16 protein-coding genes are annotated in these 22,134 nt (G+C 67.4%); 8 read left to right on the top strand and 8 right to left on the bottom strand.

The window, feature by feature from the left end; genetic code table 11:
- The 3 genes from HUU95_RS00455 to HUU95_RS00445 form a co-directional block, all read left to right on the top strand.
- Positions 1-310, top strand: a 310-nt coding sequence (locus HUU95_RS00455; protein ID WP_217429681.1) for a hypothetical protein, incomplete at its 5' end; no start/stop codon positions are given.
- On the top strand, positions 307-642 hold the full coding sequence (locus HUU95_RS00450) for a hypothetical protein (RefSeq protein ID WP_174278274.1): 336 nt from the start codon (positions 307-309) through the stop codon (positions 640-642). The genes HUU95_RS00455 and HUU95_RS00450, both read left to right, overlap by 4 nt.
- A gap of 136 nt (positions 643-778) precedes the next feature.
- Positions 779-1,315 carry a hypothetical protein gene (locus HUU95_RS00445; RefSeq protein WP_174278273.1) on the top strand — a complete coding sequence of 179 codons (537 nt, stop codon included), beginning with the start codon at positions 779-781 and terminating at the stop codon, positions 1,313-1,315.
- A 155-nt stretch (positions 1,316-1,470) separates the two neighbouring features.
- Here HUU95_RS00445 and HUU95_RS00440 read toward each other — a convergent pair whose 3' ends face one another.
- Positions 1,471-2,397, bottom strand: a complete 927-nt coding sequence (locus HUU95_RS00440; protein ID WP_174278272.1) for a DNA N-6-adenine-methyltransferase — start codon at positions 2,395-2,397, stop codon at positions 1,471-1,473.
- Positions 2,398-3,129: 732 nt separating this feature from the next.
- Here HUU95_RS00440 and HUU95_RS00435 point away from each other — a divergent pair.
- The 4 genes from HUU95_RS00435 (at position 3,130) to HUU95_RS00420 (ending at position 13,210) form a co-directional block, all read left to right on the top strand.
- On the top strand, positions 3,130-6,663 hold the full coding sequence (locus tag HUU95_RS00435; RefSeq protein ID WP_174278271.1) for a Druantia anti-phage system protein DruA: 3,534 nt from the start codon (positions 3,130-3,132) through the stop codon (positions 6,661-6,663).
- A gap of 8 nt (positions 6,664-6,671) precedes the next feature.
- Positions 6,672-8,165 carry a hypothetical protein gene (locus HUU95_RS00430; RefSeq protein WP_174278270.1) on the top strand — a complete coding sequence of 498 codons (1,494 nt, stop codon included), beginning with the start codon at positions 6,672-6,674 and terminating at the stop codon, positions 8,163-8,165.
- A 427-nt stretch (positions 8,166-8,592) separates the two neighbouring features.
- Positions 8,593-12,843: a helicase HerA-like domain-containing protein gene (locus HUU95_RS00425; RefSeq protein ID WP_174278269.1), complete on the top strand. Its 4,251-nt coding sequence runs from the start codon at positions 8,593-8,595 to the stop codon at positions 12,841-12,843.
- A 106-nt stretch (positions 12,844-12,949) separates the two neighbouring features.
- Positions 12,950-13,210: a hypothetical protein gene (locus tag HUU95_RS00420; RefSeq protein ID WP_174278268.1), complete on the top strand. Its 261-nt coding sequence runs from the start codon at positions 12,950-12,952 to the stop codon at positions 13,208-13,210.
- Positions 13,211-13,249: 39 nt separating this feature from the next.
- Here HUU95_RS00420 and HUU95_RS00415 read toward each other — a convergent pair whose 3' ends face one another.
- From HUU95_RS00415 to HUU95_RS00400, 4 genes are all read right to left on the bottom strand, one after another.
- Entirely contained in the window at positions 13,250-13,954 is a 705-nt protein-coding gene (locus tag HUU95_RS00415) for a hypothetical protein (protein ID WP_174278267.1), read from the bottom strand.
- A complete protein-coding gene (locus HUU95_RS00410; protein WP_174278266.1) occupies positions 13,951-15,315 on the bottom strand; it encodes an FAD-dependent oxidoreductase in 1,365 nt (454 codons plus the stop codon). The genes HUU95_RS00415 and HUU95_RS00410 overlap by 4 nt, the downstream gene beginning before the upstream one ends.
- A 401-nt stretch (positions 15,316-15,716) precedes the next feature.
- Positions 15,717-17,771, bottom strand: coding sequence for an ATP-binding protein (locus HUU95_RS00405; RefSeq protein WP_174278265.1), 2,055 nt, complete (start codon positions 17,769-17,771; stop codon positions 15,717-15,719).
- A gap of 131 nt (positions 17,772-17,902) precedes the next feature.
- On the bottom strand, positions 17,903-18,781 hold the full coding sequence (locus HUU95_RS00400) for a LysR family transcriptional regulator (protein ID WP_174278264.1): 879 nt from the start codon (positions 18,779-18,781) through the stop codon (positions 17,903-17,905).
- A gap of 107 nt (positions 18,782-18,888) precedes the next feature.
- Between HUU95_RS00400 and HUU95_RS00395 the strand changes: the two genes are divergently transcribed.
- A complete protein-coding gene (locus HUU95_RS00395) occupies positions 18,889-19,980 on the top strand; it encodes a YeiH family protein (protein ID WP_174278263.1) in 1,092 nt (363 codons plus the stop codon).
- 76 nt (positions 19,981-20,056) lie between these two features.
- On the opposite strand, the gene HUU95_RS00390 is transcribed toward HUU95_RS00395, so the two are convergent.
- From HUU95_RS00390 to HUU95_RS00380, 3 genes are all read right to left on the bottom strand, one after another.
- Positions 20,057-20,338 (bottom strand): hypothetical protein, encoded by a 282-nt coding sequence (locus tag HUU95_RS00390; RefSeq protein ID WP_174278262.1) that lies wholly within the window; start codon positions 20,336-20,338, stop codon positions 20,057-20,059.
- Positions 20,325-21,266: a hypothetical protein gene (locus HUU95_RS00385; RefSeq protein WP_174278261.1), complete on the bottom strand. Its 942-nt coding sequence runs from the start codon at positions 21,264-21,266 to the stop codon at positions 20,325-20,327. The genes HUU95_RS00390 and HUU95_RS00385 overlap by 14 nt, the downstream gene beginning before the upstream one ends.
- A gap of 259 nt (positions 21,267-21,525) precedes the next feature.
- Entirely contained in the window at positions 21,526-21,840 is a 315-nt protein-coding gene (locus tag HUU95_RS00380; RefSeq protein WP_174278260.1) for a hypothetical protein, read from the bottom strand.
- Positions 21,841-22,134 lie beyond the last annotated feature (294 nt).

The following is a 22,134-nucleotide window of genomic DNA, read 5'->3' as shown; positions in this document are numbered from 1 at the left end:
AGAGCTCCGCGGCATCGTGCCGAGGAGAAAACAGATGACCCGTTCCAGGCTGCCCTGGGTGTTCCGCATCACCGCGGCATGGCTGGTTGCCGCCATCGTGGTCGGCGGCTGGTGGCAGCCACAGCCCGCCGGTCCGCGCGGCCGCGCCTTTCTGGCCGCGGTCGCGCGGACCTGCTCCGCAGCGGCGATGCACAGCAACCGTCCGACGGTTGCCGACACCGCCCACGCGCTCGACCGCTGGGCTTACCTCGAAGCCGTCAATCTGCTGCGCGACGGCTCGAGCGGTTGCGCGGCGGGGGCGGCCCGGTGAGCCGCCCCGATCGCCGCCTTGAGCTACCGGAGCACTGGATCTCGGTGAGCGGCCTGTGGCTCGACCCTGACGGGCTGCGCGGCAGCGTGTTCGACGAGGCGACCTCGCGCGTCCTGCTGTTCGAAGGCGTGCGCGTCATCGCCGCGGACGTGACCGGCTGGAGCGTCGGCGATGTGGTCGCCTGCCTGGTCTGCCATGACACGCCGCGCGGGGTTGAGCCGCGGCTCACCCACCTGAGCGACGCGGAGCTGGCGCCGCTGGTCGCCTGCGGCGCGCTGACTCGCATCGAGCGGCTGCGCCTGCTCGCCCATGTGCCCGGCTGGCAGCCCTGACGCGCCGAGCGCGCCGCGCCGGAAGGCAGCGGGAAGCAGGGGAGCCGGGGCGAAGCCCTGGATTAGCAAGGAAAACAGACAGGGCCTGACCCGGACTAACCGGTCCGGCGACCACACCGAACAAGGTGAGTCCAAGATGAGCATGATGATCGACGGGCAGCTCGCGCTGTCCTCCAGCACGCGCGCGTTGCGCGATCTGGTCGTGGCGGAGTTCGCCTCCCCGCACCCCGAGCCGCTCGGCGGCAACAACGGCTTGCCGGCCGGCGCGGTCGGCTACCTCGCCCAGAACACGGTCGTCGCCGTCACGCCCGTGACCGAGCGCCGCTTTGACGAGGCGCTCATCCGCTATGCCGACCGCACCCGACGCGACGTGGTGCTGGTCCGGTGCGGCATGCACCCCGAGACGCTCGACCCGGTGCTGGTCGATGTGGCGCTGCGCACCTCCTTCGGTCGCCCGGTGCTGGTGCCCGACCTCAGCCTGTGGCGCGGGGTCGACCGCTCGCTCCACCTCGTCCCCGACGGCAACGACCTGTTCGTCGAAGTCGCGGGGCACGGGCTCGACGCGCTGCTGGTCCGGCCGTGGAACGGCTGGGAAGAGCGTTGCGACGGGCTCACCCGCGCGGCCGCCGAGGTGGTCCGCGCGGCTGCCCGTGCCCGGGCCGGCGAGGAGTGATGAACGCCGCCATCGTCTCTCGCGCAGCCGGCGGCAACGGGTGGCGGTAATCAGGCCCGAGACCGCGTTGCCGAGGCGACCGGTATCTGGACCGCTGGTAGGATAAGTATAGCATGTGATTGCAGCGCCTGCCTTCGCTGGGGGCAGGCGCCGCTCTACATGGCCGACTCTTCGCCAATCCTGTTCGAAGGCAGATCCGCCGGCGTCGTGCCACGCACCAGCCAGAAGCCGGGCACCAGCGCCTCATACCCGGCCTTCTGCTCGGCACTCGCTCCGAGCGTCAGCAGCATCAGCGAGAACGGCGTGTGCTGCCCCTTGCCCTGCGAGTCCAGGAAGCGGACGCGGCCCTTCAGCAGGTAGATGTCGGCGTCGGCGCTCAGCACGTCGTGGAACCAGGCGGAATCGGTCCGGACAGGCACGAGGCAGACGACGGTCTCGACCTTGCCGGCGCGCCACTGGTCGTGCGCCCGGCGCAGCCACTTGAGCAACTCGGAGAAGGGCGGATTGACGAAGGCGAGCCGTCCCGACCAGTCGTCCACGAGCCCGTTGCCTCCCCCGCTCCGCAGAATGCGACAATGTGCGATCACGGGGCTCAGCAGGTGAGCGCAGGGGTCGAGATCGATCTCGCCGAAAGCGGCGTAGATGTTCGCGAGGAAGTCGGGCGGAGTGAAGCGGCTGTCTCGATCGTTCTTGTCGCCCTGACCCCAGTAGGAACGCTCTGGCGCGCGGCGGCGAGCATTCGGCGCGATCACTGCCAGCAGGCGAAGCAAGCTGGCGACCGACCCGCCTCCGCGCTCCAAGCTGGCAATCGTCGCACGCGACAGGCCCGTGCGAGACGCGACCTGATCGAGCGACAAGGACAAGCTGCGACGACGGGCACCGAGTTGGGCGGGCAGTGTTACGCCCGGCGCCACCCCCGTCAGGCGGAAGTCGAGCGCCGTCATCACTGCGGCCAAGTTCGATATCGACCCTACCCCGTTCTCCAGCCGCTTGATCGTCTGGGCGTCGACGCCGATCCGCTCCGCCAAGGTGCGTTGCGACCAACCAGCTGACAGTCGAGCGGCTTTCAGCTCGTCGAGCAATATATGAACTCAATCGGGGTCATATTCTGAACATCTATGATTGGCTGCAGTGGGCGTCAACAAACGCGGTGCGCCTGTGTTGCCCGCGAAAAACTAGCGGTCGAGCGAAAGGCAATTGGACGCGCAGATCGCGGACCGTGTGATTGATGCAGGTTGGTCGCAGGCAAGCCGGCTCCTCAGCGCTTCCTGTGCTCGTGCCCAAGGGACGCATTACCTTTATCTGCCCGGAATACGATCGGCTGGCGATGGGCGACTGGCTGCTCCCGTGTGATTCCTGGTGGATTACGGCCCGGCCGCTTTTGAGCGCTTGCACCGGGTAAGTGGACGTTTGGTCCGGAAGGTCTGGATGGCTAAAAGGGGCAGCGCCATCGTGCAGCCGACGCCTAGTCGCACCTCAGCGACGTGCACGAGGTTGGTTGAGCGACCTATCCGCCCGGACCTCTCAGACCTGGCAATGCCGTCGACTTATGATTGCTGGCAAGTGATAGGGGGCGCGGCTGCACGATGGTTTGGACGCTACGGAGATTTCGGTTGCCCTTTGATCCGGAGGGCAGTCATGCTGTGCGCGTCGGCGAGCCGGCTACGCACCGTCGAGTTCATCAGGTCGAGTTATAGGGGTCATGAGCGCGGGTGCTACTGAGATTAGAGGCCAAGAGGCACGCAGAAGCGGTGTCTGAGGATGTCCGTACGGGAAATTGGCGACTTTTCTCACCGAAACTCGATGACAAAGGGATGGCCTACGCACGCCTGATGGAGGTCGGTTCCAGGTCCTCGCCCGACGCGCTGACCGGCCTGGACGACCTGCTCGCACGCCTCGACCCGGCGGCTCCGGGCGGCCTGCGGCTGATCGCATCGACGCTCGTTCTGCGCGACCTGATCTCGCTCGGGTGGCAGACGATGGCGAGCGGAGGCTGGCTCTATGTGCGGCCGGGGGCGCCCGGGCCGCTCTCGAAAGACAGCGCGCGCCGGCAGCTCGAATTCGGTCGCGACGACCAGTTGGCCGAGCCGTCGACCCGCAAGTTCATCCTCGCGCTCGAACGCCCTGGTCGCGGGTCCGGCACCCGACCGGTCACGGACCTGATCGCCGACGGCCGCAAGCTGGAAGCCGACCTGCGCATCGCCGCCGAAATGGAGGGCACCGCCCGCGACGAGGCGCTCGCCCGGGCCTGCCGCCCCTACCTCCAGCCGGTGACCGCCGACGCCAGGGACGACCATACGGGGCTGCGCCTTATGGACGTGTGGCGCTACTTCCGACACACCTGGGCCACCAGGTACCGCAGCTCGCCCGGCCGGAACCTCTTCTACCTGATCCGGGACTCCGCGCGGCCCGGACATCCGGTCATGGGCATAACCGCGCTGGGCAACGCGGTCATGCAACTTGGGCCGCGGGACGACGCCATCGGCTGGACCGTCGACGGGCTGAAGCGAGCGATCGCCGACGGCCGGGTCGCGGACGGCGAAGTGCTGGCGGCGTTGCGCGCCAGGATCCGGGAGGACTATTCCGAGATCTTCCTGCAGGACCTACCCGTACCGCCCGAGCTGCCCGACCACGTGACTCGCGACATGCTCGACCGGCTCGCCGTGATCGACAAGCAGGCGTCCGACGATCGGACCGATCGCCTGCGAGACGTCGATGAGGACGACGCGGTGACCGCCCGCGTCCACGACGTGGTCGGCGTCGACCTCGAGCAACTCGCCCGTTCGCCCTTGTTCCGAGCGAAGCGCGCCCGGACCGTGCGGACCCTGCTCGGCATCCACGAGGCGATCAGCGCAACCGACTCGGTAGCGTCGCTCTTCGAGACCGAAGAGGGCGTAAGGGCGATCAACCTGGCGCTCCGACAGCTTAAGAAGCGGTTCTCCGCGACGAGCATGATGGAGATCACCGTGTGCGGAGCCGTGCCGCCCTATAACCACCTGCTCGGCGGCAAGCTGGCGTGCCTGCTGATGCTCAGCCCGCGGGTCCGGCGCGACTACGCCGAACGCTATGCCGACACCTACAGCATAATCGCGAGCCAGATGGCCGGCAGGCCCGTGACCAAGGTTCCGCTGCTGACCTTCCTGGGCACGTCCAGCCTCTACCCGGGGCGATCGTCGCAGTACAACCGCGTGCGGCTTCCCGCGGGAACATGCGACGGACAGGAGGTCGGCGCCGAGTACGAGGAGCTCGGCTCTTCGGAGGGCTATGGATCGCCGAACCTCAGCGCCGAGACAGAGGCCGCGCTCGAGGCCTTGGCCGATCGCGAGCGCAGCTACCGCAACGTGAACTTCGTATTCGGGGAGGGCCAGAGTCCCAAGCTTCGGCAGTTGCGCGAGGGGTTCGCGGCCCTGGGCCTCAGCCGCTCGAACGTGCTGAACCACGGCACGCGTAGGATCGTCTATGGCGTCGACCTCGCCAAGAACTCGACGCGGCTACTTCTCGGCGTCGATCGCGAAGCCGACTTCCGCGTGCCCGACGGACCGGAGGCCGAGGAACGGATCGTCGCATTCTGGCGCAAGCGCTGGCTTTCGAGCCGGCTCGCCCATACGCCCGCGCTCGCCTCGGTCGGATCGTCCTCGCCGATCAGGGAACGCGTATCACGCCTCATCCCGGAACGCGCCGCCTCGGCGCAACCGGATCTGCTGCAACTGGCTAGACGGGAGACGCGCCCGATGGCGTCGGTCGTGGAAGACGAGAAGTTGGCGTTCGTGAGGCAGCTCTACCGCGACGAGAGCGCATACAGCGACCACGTCAGAATAGGCCGGCTGCGCGAGCTCAACGTCCGGACCCGGGTGGACGACGTGGTGCGGCGCATCGTCCGCGCCGGCGGTTCGGTCGTGATCACCGGCAACGCGGGCGACGGCAAGACCCACACCATCCGGCTGCTCGAGAGCGACCTCAAGGCGGCGAACGCCCGCGTGATCGTGGACGCGAGCGCCGTGTCGCACGAAGAGATCGTCGCGGCATGGACCGAGGCGAGGGACGACAAGGCGCCGTTCTGCATCGCGATCAACGAAGGCCCGCTGATCGAGCTGATCCGCCAGCAGTCGCAACGGGCGCCGTGGCTGGCCGAGGTCAACCAGCAACTGCTCGGCATGGTCGCCTACGTGCCGGTCGACCAAATGGTGGACGAGAGGTTCACGCCGCAGCCCGGCGCCACAATCGTGATCGACCTCAGCCTGCGGCGCACACTCGCCCCCGAACTCGTCGGCCGCGTCATTGACAAGCTGACCGAGGACGTCTGGTACGAGAACTGCGAGGGATGCCCGCAGCTCGCCTCCTGCCCAGTCCATGTGAATCGCACGATGCTGCGGACGGAGCGCGTGAAGGCGCGTACGGTCGAACTGCTGGAAAGGGTCGGCGAGCGCGGCCTGCGCGCGACGTTTCGTGAGGCGCTCGGCTTCGTGTCCTACCTCATCTTCGGCGGGAAGCGCTGCGCCGACCTGGTCGCGGAGGGTCCGTCGGACTCCTCGCACTATTCCTGGCTCGCATTCGAGGGCAATGGCGCAATCTTCGAGCAGATCGCAGGCGGCCTCGATCCGGTGAGGCAGACCGAGCCGCGGGTCGACGAGGACCTGTGGCGCGGGCGCTACGAGCCGGAGGCGTTCTCGGGCCACGAGCTGGCGCCGGTACCGAAGCGGGATCTCGACGACATGCGCCGTCACGACGAGGCCCGCGCCACCGACGCCTTCACCGCATTGAAGCGGCGATGGTACTTCGAGCATCCGGAAGGACGGCTGCGCTACGCCACGCAAGCCGACCGCGCGTTCGCAAGCTTCCAAGACGCCACGCTCAGCAGCCAGCTCAGGGCGGGGCGGCTCATCGCGCTCATCAACGGCTGGTGGAACAAGGCCGACAGGAACCAGCAGGATCATCTGCGCCTCTGGACGCGCCTGGCCTACTCCCCGCGCGCGCAGGGTCGGGCTATGGTGTCGGGCCGCACGGTGTCGAACCTGCGCCTGACCCTCCTCAAGCCCAGGCTGGCACCCGCGCTCAGGGCCGCGTTCGAGAACCAGGCCGCCGACCATCTCCTGTTCGCGCCGCCGGAGAACGTGCGCTTCGCCAACCTCGTGGTCGACCGACGGCTGCTTCTCCATCTCATGTCGGCCGGGGCGGCGGATGCGGCGGACGATCTCCAGCGCCGGCTCGGTCGGTTCAACGACTCGCTGGCCCAGCACGCCGAGGCCGGATCGCACGTGCGCACGATCGAGATGCTCGATCCCGAATCCGATCTCCAGGTGCGGGTTCGCGTCGACCTGGCGCAGCGCCGCTACGACAGCGCCGAGTAGGAACGACGATGGAAGGATTCCTCCACGAGGTGATCGGACGGGAGCTGCGAAGGCGGCACGGCGTCGGCATGATGGAAGGCAAGCTCAAGCCCGTCCACGTCGCAAACGCGCTCATGAGGGCCGAGCACGGCACCGTCGGGCGCATGTCCGACCTCAAGATGCTGATGACGGCGACCGCGTCCAAGGAGTCGTCCGAAACCCGTCTCGCCGCCGCCCAGCAGATGCTCGACGCGAGCCGCGACCGCTGGGGCCGCCTCGGCGAGGAACGGGATCTGCGGCGCTCCACCCTGGTGACGAAGGTGCTCCCGCTGCTGCGCACGATCCTGGCGACCGACGCCGCCGCCTTCGGCACCTCGCCCGACCAATCCTCCTTCTCCTCGCCCACCGCGCTGACGGTCACGGGCGATCCGTCCGACGACCACGCGGGCGAATTCGTGCATCGGCTGTGGTCGGGCACGGGCGCGACCGGGGAACGCCTCCACCTGCTCGACCTGCTGCGCGACACCAGCGCACCCGGTCGCGACCTCGCGACGGTCGACGACCTGACCGCCGTGCTCGCGCCGCTGGCCGACGACGTGCGCGAGCGCAAGCCGATCGAATGGCGCTTCGAGGATCTCGCCGGCAACGGAAGCTCCGCCATCGCGGAGGTCCTGCGCTCCGCGGCGGCCGATCTCGGCACCTACGAGCGGCACGCGCGGCCCAACCCCATCGCCAGCCTCCAGCGCATCGTCACGCTCGCCTCGATCAGCGTCTTCTTCCATGCGAGCACCCGCGCGGCCGAATGGGCCCAGTATCCGCGGCGCATCCTCCTGCTGGACGCGAGCGGGACCAGGCTCTCGCCCGTCGCCGCGGCGAGCGAGCTCCTGGTCACGCGGCTGATGGAGGATGGTCGCGGGTACATGGCCGACGTCCTGTCCGATCTGCTGACGGAGACCCGGAGCGGTTGGGCCGAGGAGCCGAGCGACGCGCTCGCCGAACTGGCCAGGAACAAGGCCGCTAAGAAGGGCGGCTCCATGAGCATGAAGGTGCTGGCGGAGGTGATCGGGGAGATCTCGGACGCCGGCGGGAGCATGGCCGACGAGCTTCCGAGGCAACTGGTCGAGCGGGTCGACGGGGCGAGCGGCCGCAGCCTCGACGGCTTCCTGCGCCTGTTCGGCGTGCGCTGCGGCCTCCTCTATCCCCAGCAGAAGAACCCGAACAAGCGGCTCGTGCCGGCCGACCGGACGCTCGAGGTGCTTGCCGTCAGCACCTTCGACGCCGCAGGGCGGCAGCTCGAATACCGCGACTTCCTCGATGCCCTTCACGACCGCTGGTCGATCGTCGTCGGCGGCCGGCCGGAGGACGGTGCGCTGCTCGCCGCCGCCGGCGCTGAGGTGGACAGCGCGAGCCTGGCCGAGAACAGCGAGAGGTTGCTGTCCCGGTTGGAGGCCCTCGGCCTAGCACGCCGGCTGGCGGACAGTGTGGCGGTCGTGGGCATGATGGACGACCAGCAGCATGTCTGACCCCGTCGCCGCCCGCATCAGCTCGGTGCTCGTCCAGGAACTGAAGGACGCCGCGGAGCGCGGCGAGTTCGGCGTCGTGGTCCGGGACGTGAAGCCGCTCGACTACGACGTCTTGGCATCCGCCGCCGGGCCGATCGCCTCCAAGCGCGGACCGCATCTCAGGCTGGCGTTGATCGACCAGGCCGACGCGGTCGCGAGGGCGACGGCCGGGGGAGCCGGAGGCGCACTCGTCTCCTCGCGGGAGGAGGACGCGGTCAAGTGGCGCAACGAGCGGCTGCGCACGATCGCGGTCGTCGCGGAACGCCCGCTCTCCAAGGCCGCATCGCTGCGCGACTTCCGCGACGTCCGGGAGGCGGACTTGGTGCGAAGGCTCTGCGCGGGAGAGGCGGGGCAGGCGGAGGTCGCCTGGCTGCGAACGCTCTGGGACGTGCTCGGCCGCAACCCGCGCCTGCGCATCTCGCTTCGCGACATGGTCCGCTTCGCGGACGAGCTCGCGGGCATTCTGCCGATCGAACGATCGGTGTTCGCGCCCCGTCGTCTGCACTTCCTGGGCCTGCTCCCAGACGGACGTCTCGCGGACGAGAAGACCGACCAGCGGGTGCTTCGCCGGCTGCTGGCGAACCGGGACTTCGTCGACCAGCTCAAGCGCTCGACGAACGAGGACTGGACCCGCCTGCGCGATCACGGGCGGCGGCTGGAGGGAGTCGAACGCGCCGCCGCGGCGAGGCTGGCGCGCGTCATGCGGCAGGCGGCCAAGGACGGCGACTTCTCCGGGCTCGACCTTGAAGAGGCGGGCACGCTCTGGCGGGCGAAGATCAAGCCGGGCTCGAAGGCCGGTGTCGGCGGTACTCCGCGCGAGGAGGTCGAACGCGCCGTGAGTCGCCTCCTGATGGAGGGGCGGGACGACGAGCTTGCCGACGTCGCCGACGAAATCAGCCAGATCGCTACCGCCGCGCTGGACGACGAGGTGCGCATCTCCGACCAAGACGTGAAGCGGGCCGGATCAGCCACCGCCGCCAGCGTCGTCGAAACCAACCGCGACCTCCTGAACCTGGTGCGGTCCCGGTCCACCGCCGAGGACTGGGGCGGCCTGATCGAGGTCGAAAGCGAGAAGCCGGACGCCCTGCTCGAGATCGCCGCCTTCAAGAGCTGGACGCCGTCGCGCATCGAACCCGTGCTCAAGCAGCTCCGCGACTTCGCGGCGGAGGAGATCGTGCCGACCGGTCTCGTCACCGAGGTCGAGCGCCTGCGCGACCTGCGCGCGGCAATGCTCCCGTTCGCGTCCGAGCTAGCCATCTCCCCCATCGCCTTCCTCGCGGGCAAGCCGGCCCTCCAGGAGACGCTCGAGCGGTACCTGGCCAGCTACGAGGAACTGCTTCGGCTCGCGTCGGCCTGCTACCAGGAGATGATCGCCGCCGCCGACTACGAGGCGGAAGCCGTGCTGAGCGGCCTACTGGCGCTGGAGCTTTACATCTATCGGCGCGAGGACTCGGTGGAGGCGATCATGTCGCCGCTCCACCCGCTGTACCTCTGGCGCAGCGCGACCATCGTGCGCGACGTCCGCGGGCTGTCCCGGAGCCTGTCCGAGCGAGAGGCTCAAACCGTCGAGGAGGCGTGCGCCGACGAGATCCAGCTTCTGCAGATCGTGGTGCTGCCGCAGCACACGACGGGTCTGGCGCAGTCGGTAATGCTCGGACAGGCGGGTACCATCGGGCGGCTGCCGCTGTTCAAGGCGGCACCGCGCGGCCTGCTGGAGCCGGACGGGGTGCGCACCATCGCGGACGTCGCACACCGGCTCGCCATGCTCCGCCCGTTCGCCCGCGCCGGCCTGCAGGTCCTGCTCGTGGATCCGCCCCGCCCGACGAAGTTCGTCGAGGCGCTCCTGAACGGGTTGGAGGCCGACCAGGACATGGGCGTCGCCGGCTACTGGGGCCTGCACGTCCGCGTGAGGTACACCCATCCCGACACGCGGGGCTGGGCCAACGAGATCGGCGATCTCAACGAGGTGGTCCGCGAGGCGCTGAGGCGAGGCGAGGAGCGGGGACTGGTCTCCCTGAGCATCACGCCCGACATCATGGCCCCCGCCGATCTCCAGCGCGAGCTCGCCGGCGAACCCGCGCATCTGGCCGTCGTCTTCGATCCCTTCGAGGTGCGCAGCACGCCCGTGGCCAGGGCCGGGGTTCACGACCTCAGCCCGTGGATGCCCACCTGCGAATACCGGTTCAACCGGATCCGCAAGGAGATACAGGTCGTGCCGGTCGCCGAGGAGCACGTCTTCGGCGGCTATCTCGCCGCCGCATCGCTCCTCCACACCGCGCTCCAGAGGAAGACCCCAGCCTACATCCCGCAAGTGCGCGACGTGAAGGAGAGCCTAGACGCGATCGCCGAGCACGCGACGTGGACCGTCCTCGCCGACCCGCATCGCGTGCCGCTCCCGCGCCTCGGCGGCGCGGAGGTGATCGACCGTCGCATCGACCGCAGCCGACAGATAACCACCTTCGCCCACGACCTGTCGCCCTTCATCGCGCGGCTCGACGAGCAGTTGCGACGGACCCACTTCCTCGCGAGCACGGAGACGCTCGAGCGGCTCGCGCGCGATCTCGTCGCGATGGAGCCCAACGGCATCCTGGGGCTGGCGAGCTCAAGCCACGAGAAGCAGGTCAAGGGATCGCTCGGCAAGTTGATCGCCATGCGCTGGTACCGCCTCCAGCAGCCGAGCGGCCTGTCCGTCAGCCTCGACACGCCGGCCGCCGCCCGCTGGCTGGTCGCCGGACACCACTCCAAGGAGAAGGCCGACCTGCTCGGCCTGCGGGAGGAGGACGGCGGCCTCGTCATCGACGTGCTCGAGGTCAAGGCGCACGACGAGGCGATCCCATACACCGTCAACGACGGGGTGATCACCGGGCGCGCCGTCGGCCAGGTGCTCGCGACGCTGCAGGCGCTGGCGGAGGTGTTCAGCGCGGAGACCACGTCGCCGCTCGCGCACCCACGCCGCGAGGTGCTTCGCGAGCACCTCTACACCGCGCTCCTGAAGGATCACGAGCCGGACTTCGTGGAACGCTGGCACGCCCTGCTGGAGGACGCGTTCGCGGGCCGGATCGCGGTACGCCTCGGCGCCCGCATCGTGCACGTCCAGCTCGCCTCGGTCGCGGACACCGTCATCCGCGCGTTCACGACCGCGAGCGGCGTCCCGATCAGGGTCGAGACCCTCTCGGCGGCCGACGTGGGGCTGGTGCTCAGGTCGACGCGGGACCGGATCGACGAGGACGAGATCCCGGCGACGACCGCCAGGCTCCGCGACGCACCGGCCGAGCCGCTGGTCGCGCCCGAGATGCTCCGCCGCGTGAGCGCGGAGCCATCGCAGTCTGAAGCCGTGGAAGAAGCCGATTCCGCCGTCGCCGACCCGTATGCGGCGGCGTCGTCCGAAGCCGCGACGGACGCCGCCGTCGCCGACGACGCGGTCCCTCCCGCCGACCCGGGCGCCTCCTTGGTCGACGCGTCCGGGACCGACATACAGATGCCGGAGATCCCGATCGATCCGAGCGCCGGACTGCTGGACGTGCCGCTAGGCTCCGAGCACGCGTCGAGCCGACCGGTCCTATGGGCGCCCGGCCGCCAGTCGAACGGGTTCCTGCTCGTGCTGGGAGCCTCGGGGTCGGGCAAGACCGAGACGCTCAAGGTCCTTGGCGCCTCGATCCACCAGTTCGGCGTGCCGGTCCTCACGTTCGACTTCCACGGCGACGTGACGTTCCCCGGCACAGAATCGACGCTGCTGTCCAGCGGCTCGGCAAGCACGGTCGGCCTGAACCCGATGGAGATCGACGCCCACAGCGCCGAGGAGAGCGGCCTCTACGACCAGCGCGCCTCGCTCCGTGCAATGATCCAGCGGGCCGTGCCGTCGCTGGGCCATCGCCAGTCGGCGATCCTGCGCGAAGCGTTCGAGGAGGCCTACGCCCGGGCGGGCATCGAGGACGAGGATCCGGGCACCTGGACCAGGCCCGCGCCGACCTTCGGCGTGGTCCAGGACATCCTGGGGCACTGGGCCGACGACGACGCCCGCAAGGGTCAGCGCGCATCCATCGAGGGCTGTCTAGCAGCCGTCCAGCAACTCTTCGACCACCCGATCTTCCGGCGGACGGCGCACGTTTCCGTGGACGACTTTCTCTCCCGGTCGATGCGGCTGGACCTCAGCAAGCTCCCCGACGACATCCGGTTCGTCGCGACGGAGACGCTGCTGCGCAAGCTCTTCCGCGTGCTCCGGCTGCGCGGACCCATCCCGGTCCAACCCGCCGACGACCACCAGCGCTTCCGCCTGTTCGTCATAATCGACGAGGCCAAGATCCTCAGCATGGGCGGCGGCGACCGAGACCGAAGCGACAACATCCTGAATGAGCTGATTACCGAGGCGCGCAAGTTCGGGCTCGGGATGGTCTTGGCCTCGCAGATGAGCGACCACTTCAGCGAGGAGGTGCGGGCGAACGCGGCGACGTGGCTCGTGCTCAAGCCCATGGACATGAAGGAGGCCAAGCGGAACGCCCCCAACGTCTCGGTGGACGCTCAGAACCTGCTGCATCTGGCCGGCCGCGGCGACGGCTACTACCGCGACCGCCCGTCGAGCAGGGCGAGACGGATCCAGGTTGCCTCGCTCTCATCCCTCGCCGGGTCAACCTCGCCCTGAACGCCGATCCGCACCGCATCGGGGCGCGTGGAGAGGCGAGCGCTCCCAGGATTAACACGCGAGTCGCGATCGTCTATGATCCGTCCGCCCCCACCAGGAGACCGACATGGCCCACGTCCTCGCGGCCGATCCGACCTTCATAAACGAGAGCGACCTTTCGTTCGCCGACATATCGAGCGAGCGGTGGCGCGAGTACAGGTTCGCGGGTGGTGACGCGATCCGGATCGAGCAGCCGCTTAAGCTCCACGTCAGCGAGAGCCGCGGCCACCGGATCTTCGACGCCGAGGGCCGCTCGCACTACATCCCGTGGGGCTGGATCCATCTCAGCTGGGAAGCGAAGGACGGCGCTCCCAACTTCGTCCGCTGAGCGCGACCGCTCGTCGGCACCGACCGCGACCGGTCGCCGTCACGCGGACAGCGCGAAGTTAAACGAGGTCAGACGGGTCAGGCGCGGCGGCTTCCGGTCGCGCACGGGCTCCTGTAGGTTGGGATAGAGCGTGGACGGTCCCCCGACGGGTCTGCCCGCCGGCAACGGGTAGTTGCGAACACGCGGGAGCGGGCGGTCGCTCATGCCGTCGAGCATGCGACAGTAGCCAGCGCTCATCCCCAGCACCGCATCGAGGTGTCCACCGGCCTCGACGAAGCGGTTCAAACCACCCGCCTCCGCGTACATGACGCACACCACCGCATCGCCGGTCGCATCGAGAAACGGCACCGCCAGATAGGAGATCGGCTCCGCCGGTGCTGGGCGCTTGTCGCCGACCGCTATGCGATCCGCCCGGTAGTCGGTCCACCATTCGGCTTCGTCGCCATACCGTCGAGTCCGCATGATGGTCCGCCCCGAAAAGGCCGCACCGATGATGCCCTCGTCGACGACAAAGAGCCGACCCGCCCTGGAATGATCCAAGTTACCACCCGCGTAGCTGCAGATTTGCTGAAGATAGGCGTGTCCGTCACGAGTCATCACGCGGTGGATCGTCACGCGCACGCTGCTGCAGCCCACGGTGACGTCTAGGTAGCCGGCGACCGACGAGACGAACGGCAGGGCAACCAGTTGCGACGGCGGCGGAACGGGTTCGGGATGCTCGTACCGGAGCGGTTTGGCGGTCACGCGCCGACCTCCAGGCTCGGGAAGGCGCCCAGCGGCCAACCACGTCGTGCCGCCTGCAGCTTGTCGTCCTTAATCCTCTGCACCGGTTCCGAGATCACCAGCGGATCGCTGAACAACGCGTTGATCGAGGCGATCGTGCTGGCACCGTGCCGGACGACTACCCTCTCCGGCGGCACAGCGAACTCCGCAGTGGTCGCCGCCAGTTCGCGCAGGGACAGTACGAACCCGCCGCATCGGTACAGCAGGTAGAGGAGCATTCTGTTCAGGAAGGAGCTATGTCCGTCGAACAGGTCGCGAATGGATTTGTTGTTGTCGCGTCCCCTCGCGTGCAGGACGACATGGGTGTCCTTGCGCAAGCGGCCGCGGAGCCGTTCCCGGGCAAGATCTAACGCCGCCGATGCCGAAAGGGGGAGGTCGCGCTCGAACAGATCATGCACGTTGCGTCTCGTGCGCCCGAAATCGTCGTCCAGGAGGGTTCGCAGATCGTCCTCGAACGCCTCGAGCCCATCCTCGAACAGCTCGTACAGAATGGTATCCTGGCGAAAGCGCTCGATGGTCAGGCGACACAGGTCGACGAGAGCGCCGTCGCCCAGGCCCGAGATCACGTAAGTCCGCCTGTCGCCGCCCAGTTGGGGCTGCCCCAGTCGGTCGTTGCGCCAGTAGGAACTAGCTCCCGCGGCGTCCGCCACGCCCTCCTCAAGACCGAAGCCGGTGGCGAGCACCATGACGTCGAACGGCCGGCGAGCGCCGTCCGCGTCGCCCGCGCGGACATGGGGCCCGCTCCTAATCCCGGAACGGCCCATCCATTCGATCGACCTGTCGGTCGCGTCGATGCGTAGGTGGCTCAGGCCGAGGACCAGATCCAGCCTGTCGGTGCCGTACTCGTCGGCGTATCGGCCGAAGCCCTCGAGGATGTCTCGCGCCACGTCGGACGCCCGTCCTTCAGTCCAGTTCAGCACGGGCAGACCCGCGTCGGGAGCGCGGCTGCCGTGTTCCGGCCAACGATAGATGTGCGGATGGACCCACCGGGTGTCCGACCCCTGCTGGAGCGGGCACAGGTCCCAGCGCTCCTCGAACAGCGTGATGTGAAAACCTCGCGACCGGGCCAGGAGGCACGCGGCGACGGTCAGGCCCGCGATGCCGCCGCCGATTATCGCGACGCGCAGGGCGCTGTCGGGCCCGTCGCCCTCCAGAAGACGCCAGAGCGCCCAGGCGAGGTTGTGGGCCCGCACCTGCTGATCGAAAACGGTCAGCCCCTGCGCGACGCTCCCCAGCAGGTAAAGTCCGTCCGTGATCCAGTACTCCTGCTCAATCCGCTCGGCTTCGGCGCGACTCGTCAAGGAATACTGATTGATGCGCATCCCTTCTGGTAGGGGTTGCCGGCGGTCCTGTCCCGCCTCTCGCGCGGCTGGGGACGACATCCCAGGAACCGCTTTCCCGACTGCGGCGACCGCCCGTCCACGCCACGCCCACAAATCACTTGATCGGCTCGATCGCAATCACGTTCGCACCCGTTCAGGCCTTGGCGACACCCGCTCGCGTATGGAGACGCAGGACTACATCGGAAATGAGCGGCACGGATCGAGAGCCGTCCAGCGGTGCTTTTCGCGACCGGCGCACTATCCTCGCTTCCGCTGTCGGCCAGCTTCGCAGCGGCGACAATCGGCCGAGTAGGACGACCCCGCTCGCCGGGCTCGTCGAGGGGCACAGCCATACGCCGGGTCCAACGTGGCTCGACTCAAGACGTCGTTCGAGCACCGGTTCAACGTGCAAGTTCGATGAACGCCGCATTCCGCGCGCGCGCATCCTTCACCAAGTCCGCCCATTCTATGATCTCGATCGAGCCACGAAATCGGCCGCTGAGCTCGGTCCAGCGGCCGCGACCGTCGGCGGTGGTCTTCCAGGCCGACGTATGGACGTCCAGATTGCCGACGATATCGGCTACGACGTAGCAATAGAAGACGCAGTCGGCCGCCAGCCGAACCCGTTGCCGGTTCAGTCCCTCAATCTCGCCGTTCACGAGCTGGGTGAGATAGCGCGAAACTTGATTCATCGGCGAGTAGCGCTCGTCGTAATCGCGCCGGCCCGGCTTCTTGAACTCGATCAGCATCACGCGTTTCAGCGGCTCGTCACCGTCCATGCCAAGGCCGTGTAGCCGATCCCAGACGAGGACGTCGGGCCGCTCGGTGCTGGTCACGTCGGCCACCAGTTGAGAGACGGGGACGTCCGACGCGAAATACTTTGCGAAGGTAAGCCGCTCGTCGACGACCCACAGATCGTGGTCCGACACCTCGATGCGCGCCGGATCGTCGCCCCTGACCCGCATCGGGCAGATGAACTGGTGCAGCGTCTCTTCCAGGTGAAAGGCGTCTCGCATTCCGTCAACCTCCCGCACTCGGGCGATGAGCAGGTCCATGACGTTCAGGACCAGCTTGCGGCGCAACACGTATTCCGTCAGCTGCCGCTGCTCCTCGGCCTTCACGTCGTCCGCGGCCGCGCGGACCAGCTCGGCGAAGTTGCCCGAAAGCGCCTCGCCCGAGCCGAGCTTGGCGACGACGTCCTGAACGCGACGGTTGCGATCGACGTCTCGGCGTATCCGCGTCGGGATCAGCGCGGCCGCGAACTGCTCCGCCTTGACCGCGTTGCGCGGCGTCCGCTCCAGCAGCTCGCTAGGCGCGGCGAAGCCGAAGGAGGGATATTCGCTGAGGAACGAATGCATGGTCTCTAGCCGTGTGGCATCGAATGCCGCCACCTCGGTGCCGATCGCCTGCTCCGACACCGCTCGCGAACAGACTTTGGTGATCTGGTCGGCGACGTCTTCATTAAAGTTGAAGTTCGTGCGTTCCTGATTGACGCGCTCGTCCAGGAACTCGCCCGTGACGCAGCCGTGATAGACGGATTGGCCGTCGTCGCCGAAGCGCCCAAGGCCGATCAGTCCGTCAATCTTGCGCGTCGACACGGTGCGGCCGTTGGCGATGAGGTGCAGCTGGTGATTGCCGTCGAAGTCAGCACTGGCGGCCTTATTAAAGATGAAGTGGTCGACATGCAGGTTGCCGAATTCATCGGTCGCTATGTCCGAGCCGCCCCGCTCCTCAACCAGCAGGTCCCGGATCGCGCCCGGGAAGGCGACGGATCGCTCGCCGATCGTCACGGTCACGGGCGGCGATTGGCCGAGAATGAACTCGGCGAGGAAGTGCGAGCCGAAGTGCCGGATGATCGTGTCGGCCCGGGTTGGAAACTTGGATTGGTAGGCAGTTCCTCTGAGGCCACGGAAACGGATCGTGGTGCCGATCTGCGCCGATCCGGACGCCAGTTCCTCGATCGCGTGCTGCTGAATCTGCTCATCGCGAGCGAGTGCGAACTTGAAGTGGCGCCGGTACAGCTTGCCGTCCTCACGGTAGGTGCTGGTGACGGTCACCGCGTTGAAGGCGTCCAGCCACAGCAGCCGCCCAATGCCCTTGCCGCCCCGGTTGCTCTTAAAATCGGTGTCCGTCGTCAGGAAGGCTCCGAACCGAACATTGTCCAGACCGACACCCGTATCGGCGACGACAAACTCGTGCTCGCCAGGCGACGCCGCGAGCGTGATGTCGATGTCGATACGGCCGATGCCGGACGGGCGCTCACCGGCGTCGTCGACCGCGTGCATACCGTTGCTCACCGCTTCGAAGAGCGGCTGCAGGGCCTCGGCCGCGCCCGTCGGCTTGGGCAGTCGGCGCACGCGATTGATGATGTCTCCGGCAAGCGACGGCATTTCAACCTCCTCGTCGGAGAGCCGTAGCGGAGTCGCCTGGCTGCGCCAATCGTCGGGAATGGCCAACGCCCAACACAAAGCCGCTCCGGTCAACCCTGACGAATTAGGCTGAATCTTAGAATGAACGAACGGCCCGTTTCAGAAGTCGACGAAACCGGCGTGAATGGCCGTAAGTGGGTCTTCCCTTGCTTGAACTGTTACTTGGGTTTCGCTCCGATCAGGTCCAGCAAGGCGTCGGCGGCCTTGGTGCGGTAACGTTCCTTGTGGCGAAGCCCGAAAAAAGGGCGGGGGTCAAACGTGATCGGTGCGGCATGCAACGTGCCCGCCATGATCGCTGGCGCAACCACGAGCGCCGAGAGAACGGCGACGCCTGCACCTGCTTCCACTGCGGTCCGCACGCTCTCGTTGGAAGGCAGCACGAGCGCCACGTCGAGCTTGGCGGGATCGACACCAAGCGCCATTAGATAGCCGTCGAGCGTCGACCGCGTACCCGATCCGGGTTCGCGCTGCACCCAGCGCGCATGCCGCAACCAAGCGGCACCGATACGGGCCTCCACAAAGGGCTCGGCTCCGACCAGCAGCAGTCGATCCTCGCCGATCGGCCAATGAGCCAGCGCCGGGTCGTCGACCTCCCCTTCGACGATGCCTAGGTCGGCTTCGCCGTCACGGACGCGCGCCGCAGCCTGTTCGGTGTTGCCGATCGCCAGCTTGACGCTCAGCGCTGGGTAGCGCGCATGGAAGACAGTGAGGATGGGAGGCAGCCAATAAGCGGCGATGGTCTGGCTGGCGACAACGCGCAAGGTGCCGCGCTTGAGCCCGCCCAGCTCCTCCAGCACAGTCTCCGCCGCCGTGGCACGCGCAAGCACGCCGCGTGCCTCGGTCAGGAACAGCCTTCCGGCTTCCGTCAACGCGATGCCGCGCCCGACGCGGTGGAACAGCTTGATCGCGTGCCGTTCCTCCAGAGCAGAGATCGCCGCTGAGGCAGCCGACTGCGTCACGTGCAGGGCGCGCGCCGCAGCCGTCATATGTTCTCGCTCGGCGACGCCGACGAAGATGCGAAGCTGCTCCAGCGTCATGGTGCCGCATAGCATGATCGATCACGATCACCGATCGGAATGACAAGAACGCTGCGTTAGATAGAACGATCGAGTTCGCATAGATCGAGCGGCGGAAGGATCCCGTCATGGCCAGTCTCGCCCATCATCTCCCATCATCGTCGACACCGGCCGTTCATCGGAGCGTGCGGGTGTTGCCCGGCATCGCCCTGTGCCTCGCCGTGACCGGGGCAGCCTATGCCCTGGAAGCTGGCGAGCGCGCGCTGGCCGGCAAGGCTTGGCTTGAGGCGCTAGTGCTCGCCATCCTGGTCGGCACGGCCGTGCGCAGCCTCTGGACGCCCGGCGACCGGTGGCACGACGGCATCATATTGAGCGCCAAGTACCTGCTGGAAGTGGCCGTGGTCCTGCTCGGCGCGTCGGTAAGCGCCGCAACCATCCTGGCGGCCGGCCCGGCGCTCCTGTTCGGCATCGCGGGCGTGGTCGCGGGCGCCATCCTGCTCAGCGTCGGCATCGGCCGGCTGCTCGGGTTGCCGACCAGGATGGCGCTGCTGATAGCGTGCGGCAACTCGATCTGCGGCAACTCTGCCATCGCGGCGGTGGCGCCGGTGATCGGAGCCGACAGCGACGACGTTGCAGCGTCGATCGCCTTCACGGCGGTGCTGGGCGTGGTGGTCGTGCTCGGCCTGCCGTTGCTGGGCATCGCGCTCGGCATGAGCGGACTTGCCTTCGGTGCCCTTGCCGGGCTCACCGTCTATGCCGTGCCGCAGGTGATCGCGGCGGCCTCGCCGCTCGGCGCCACGGCGGTGCAGATGGGCACGCTGGTGAAGCTGGTGCGCGTGCTGATGCTCGGGCCGGTCTGTCTCGCCCTGTCGCTGGTGGCACCGCGGCTTGCACCGCAGGTGGTGCCCGATGGCGAGGTCGCCGCCGGCGAGCCGGCCACGAAGCGGTTCGACCTTGCCCATCTGGTGCCGTGGTTCATCATCGGCTTCCTGGCGTTGGTTGCCTGCCGCTCGCTGGGTCTGGTGCCGACCGCCTCCATCGCGCCGATCGGCCGGGTCGCGACGCTGCTGACCGTCGTCTCCATGGCTGCGCTCGGGCTCGGGGTAGACATTCGCGTCGTCGCCAAAGCTGGTGGCCGCGTGACCGCCGCATTGGTCCTGTCCCTGCTTGGCCTGGGCGCGATCAGCCTGACTCTGCTCGCGGCGCTCCATATCGCATGACCGGTCGGCTCGCTGAACCTGAACCAATGTCCGAAGCTGGAGAGCGGCCCAGGCGCCCTAAGTGACCGGTTGTGGGTCAGTCTTTCACCGGTACGAACAGCGTCCACCCATTAGTCTTACCGGCACCGATGCACTCGCCGGTGGCAACGTCGACCAAGTACGACTGGCCTGCGTCGAACACGTCGAACCAGTCGGGCTCGCCGGGCGCGGGCACGTCACGGGCCGTCACCACCCAGCAGTTATGGCCGCGCACCGTCTCTCGCCGCGTTGCGACCGATCCGTCGCGCCAAGCCGGGTAGCCGCGTCCGGCGGCGTACGCCCGCGCCGCCGCGACCGCGCTCTCCTTAGTGACGGCCATCGGGCGTTCCGTGCACCGCTTGGAATGTCATGCCGCCGACCGTGACCGGACCGAGTACGATGCCGCGCAACTCCTCGCCCATCTTGGCCAACGTCACCTGATAGGTCGGGTCGAATGGAAAGCGGTAGAAGGCAACCTCCCCTTCCCGGCGCGGGACGATGTGCTGCGAGCGCGCTTCGGCCATTGCTTCCTCAAGGTAGCGAAGGATGTACGATCGTTTGTACGCGCCCATGCGAAGGTAATAAGCTGGCCGCCCAAGCGTCGAGAAGGCCCGGTTCAGCCATAGGTGAACCACCTCGTGCTCCGTTGCCTTGCGGACTTCCCGGACCGCGTCTTCGACCGGAGCGACGCCCGGCGTCCAATCGCGCCCAATCCTTGTGACGTTGCGCGCGTTGGTTCCGCCCCGTCCAAGCGCCATCCCGCGGGTGTAGTGGATCTCAAATTCGTAGCGGTTGAACGGACCCGCGCGCGGCATGGACGGGATCGCCACTCCTGGTTTCGGTAACTCGCCCTTGTAGGAAAACCCGAACGTTCCCTTGGGCTTGCGCACTCGTAACATGGCTAGGATGAATTCGATGCCGACCAGCGCGGCCACCTCGGCGAGCTCGCGCGCTGCGCGGTCGAGGTCGGCGTCGGAGCGGGCGTGGCTTGTAGTCGTCACCACATTGTACAGCTTGTGAGCAGCTTGGCTGGCAGCGGCCCCGATCGCTACATAGCCACCGACCAGCAGCGCGACATCGATGATTTCGCCAACGCCGAAGAAGTGCGACCCCGCCCAGATCGCCGCAACACCCGCCATGGTGGCCAGCGCCTCGGGCGTCAGCATGGCCGCAAGGCGTTCGCGCGCATCACCCGGCATGTATGGCAGCGACTTGCGCCACACCAAACCGAACCGTTGCGAGAAGTCCATGTGCATGACGTCGGCCATTCGCACCTCCTTTCGTAGTGTAGCCGTTTTGGCCGGAGGAGGCCAATCACGGGCAGCCCGGCGGCCACTGCGAAGCTCAGAGGCGCAGGGGTCGTATCATAACCAAGTTGCCGGCGCTGCGACAGGCCTTCTGAAGTGGTAAAGCAAACGGAACATTGTCATGATTAAAGGGCCAAGATCCGATTTTGGAAGCAGCCGCGAACGTCACTTTTGGGTCATCGCGCGGATCTAAGAGGAGAGGGCGGCTTTACCATCTGCCTCACAAAAAACTGCTCTTCGGCTTCGGCCCTGTTGCCGACGGCCGCTCAATGGCGCCATATTCCGAGATGACGAACGCCATCACCGCGTATACCTTTCGTGATCCCACCTTCGCTCCGTCTGGCGATGCAATCGTGTGCATGGTGGACGCCGCAACATCGGCGAGATTCATGTCGAGAGCTGAAATCGCTGATGCGTTGAGCGTTATGCTCTTTACAAACGAGGTTTGATCCAGGGGTATGTCGGCGTTTGGGGGCGACGAAACAGCAGCCGCCTTCGCCGCTTTCAGGAGCGAGGCGCGGAAATCGTCCTCCATCGTGGCAAGCCGGAAAGCCTTCGGCTCTGGCGTTGGGTCACGCAAAAAAACCGGAAGCGCACCCGGAGCCTAGTCCGAAAAGACGTGAACGGCAGCTAACCATCATCCCATGCCGTTCCTAGAGGTAGCGATGGCCGGCTCAAAACCAGCCATCAGGCCGATCTTAACAAAATGGCAGAAGTCGGGAAGCCGAACAGGAGCCCTGAACGGCTGACTATGGGTCTCATCGCCCTGCGCTCGCCAGGGTGGAGACGCTCCCGGATCTCGGGCATCGACTTAGGCTTGACGCTCATG

It is taken from the genome of Sphingomonas bacterium, assembly GCF_903643065.1.
Classification (GTDB): Bacteria; Pseudomonadota; Alphaproteobacteria; order Sphingomonadales; family Sphingomonadaceae; genus Sphingomonas.
Note: the sequence above shows the minus strand (reverse complement) of the source record. Positions and strands in the feature narration are given on the sequence as shown.

Excerpts from the sequence above, each read along its gene's own strand:
- HUU95_RS00445 (WP_174278273.1), top strand. The coding sequence starts at position 779 with ATGAGCATGATGATCGACGGGCAGCTCGCGCTGTCCTCCAGCACGCGC.
- HUU95_RS00435 (WP_174278271.1), top strand. The coding sequence starts at position 3,130 with ATGGCCTACGCACGCCTGATGGAGGTCGGTTCCAGGTCCTCGCCCGAC.
- HUU95_RS00430 (WP_174278270.1), top strand. The coding sequence starts at position 6,672 with ATGGAAGGATTCCTCCACGAGGTGATCGGACGGGAGCTGCGAAGGCGG.
- HUU95_RS00420 (WP_174278268.1), top strand. The coding sequence starts at position 12,950 with ATGGCCCACGTCCTCGCGGCCGATCCGACCTTCATAAACGAGAGCGAC.
- HUU95_RS00410 (WP_174278266.1), bottom strand. The coding sequence starts at position 15,315 with ATGCGCATCAATCAGTATTCCTTGACGAGTCGCGCCGAAGCCGAGCGG.
- HUU95_RS00400 (WP_174278264.1), bottom strand. The coding sequence starts at position 18,781 with ATGACGCTGGAGCAGCTTCGCATCTTCGTCGGCGTCGCCGAGCGAGAA.
- HUU95_RS00395 (WP_174278263.1), top strand. The coding sequence starts at position 18,889 with ATGGCCAGTCTCGCCCATCATCTCCCATCATCGTCGACACCGGCCGTT.
- HUU95_RS00390 (WP_174278262.1), bottom strand. The coding sequence starts at position 20,338 with ATGGCCGTCACTAAGGAGAGCGCGGTCGCGGCGGCGCGGGCGTACGCC.
- HUU95_RS00385 (WP_174278261.1), bottom strand. The coding sequence starts at position 21,266 with ATGGCCGACGTCATGCACATGGACTTCTCGCAACGGTTCGGTTTGGTG.
- HUU95_RS00380 (WP_174278260.1), bottom strand. The coding sequence starts at position 21,840 with ATGGAGGACGATTTCCGCGCCTCGCTCCTGAAAGCGGCGAAGGCGGCT.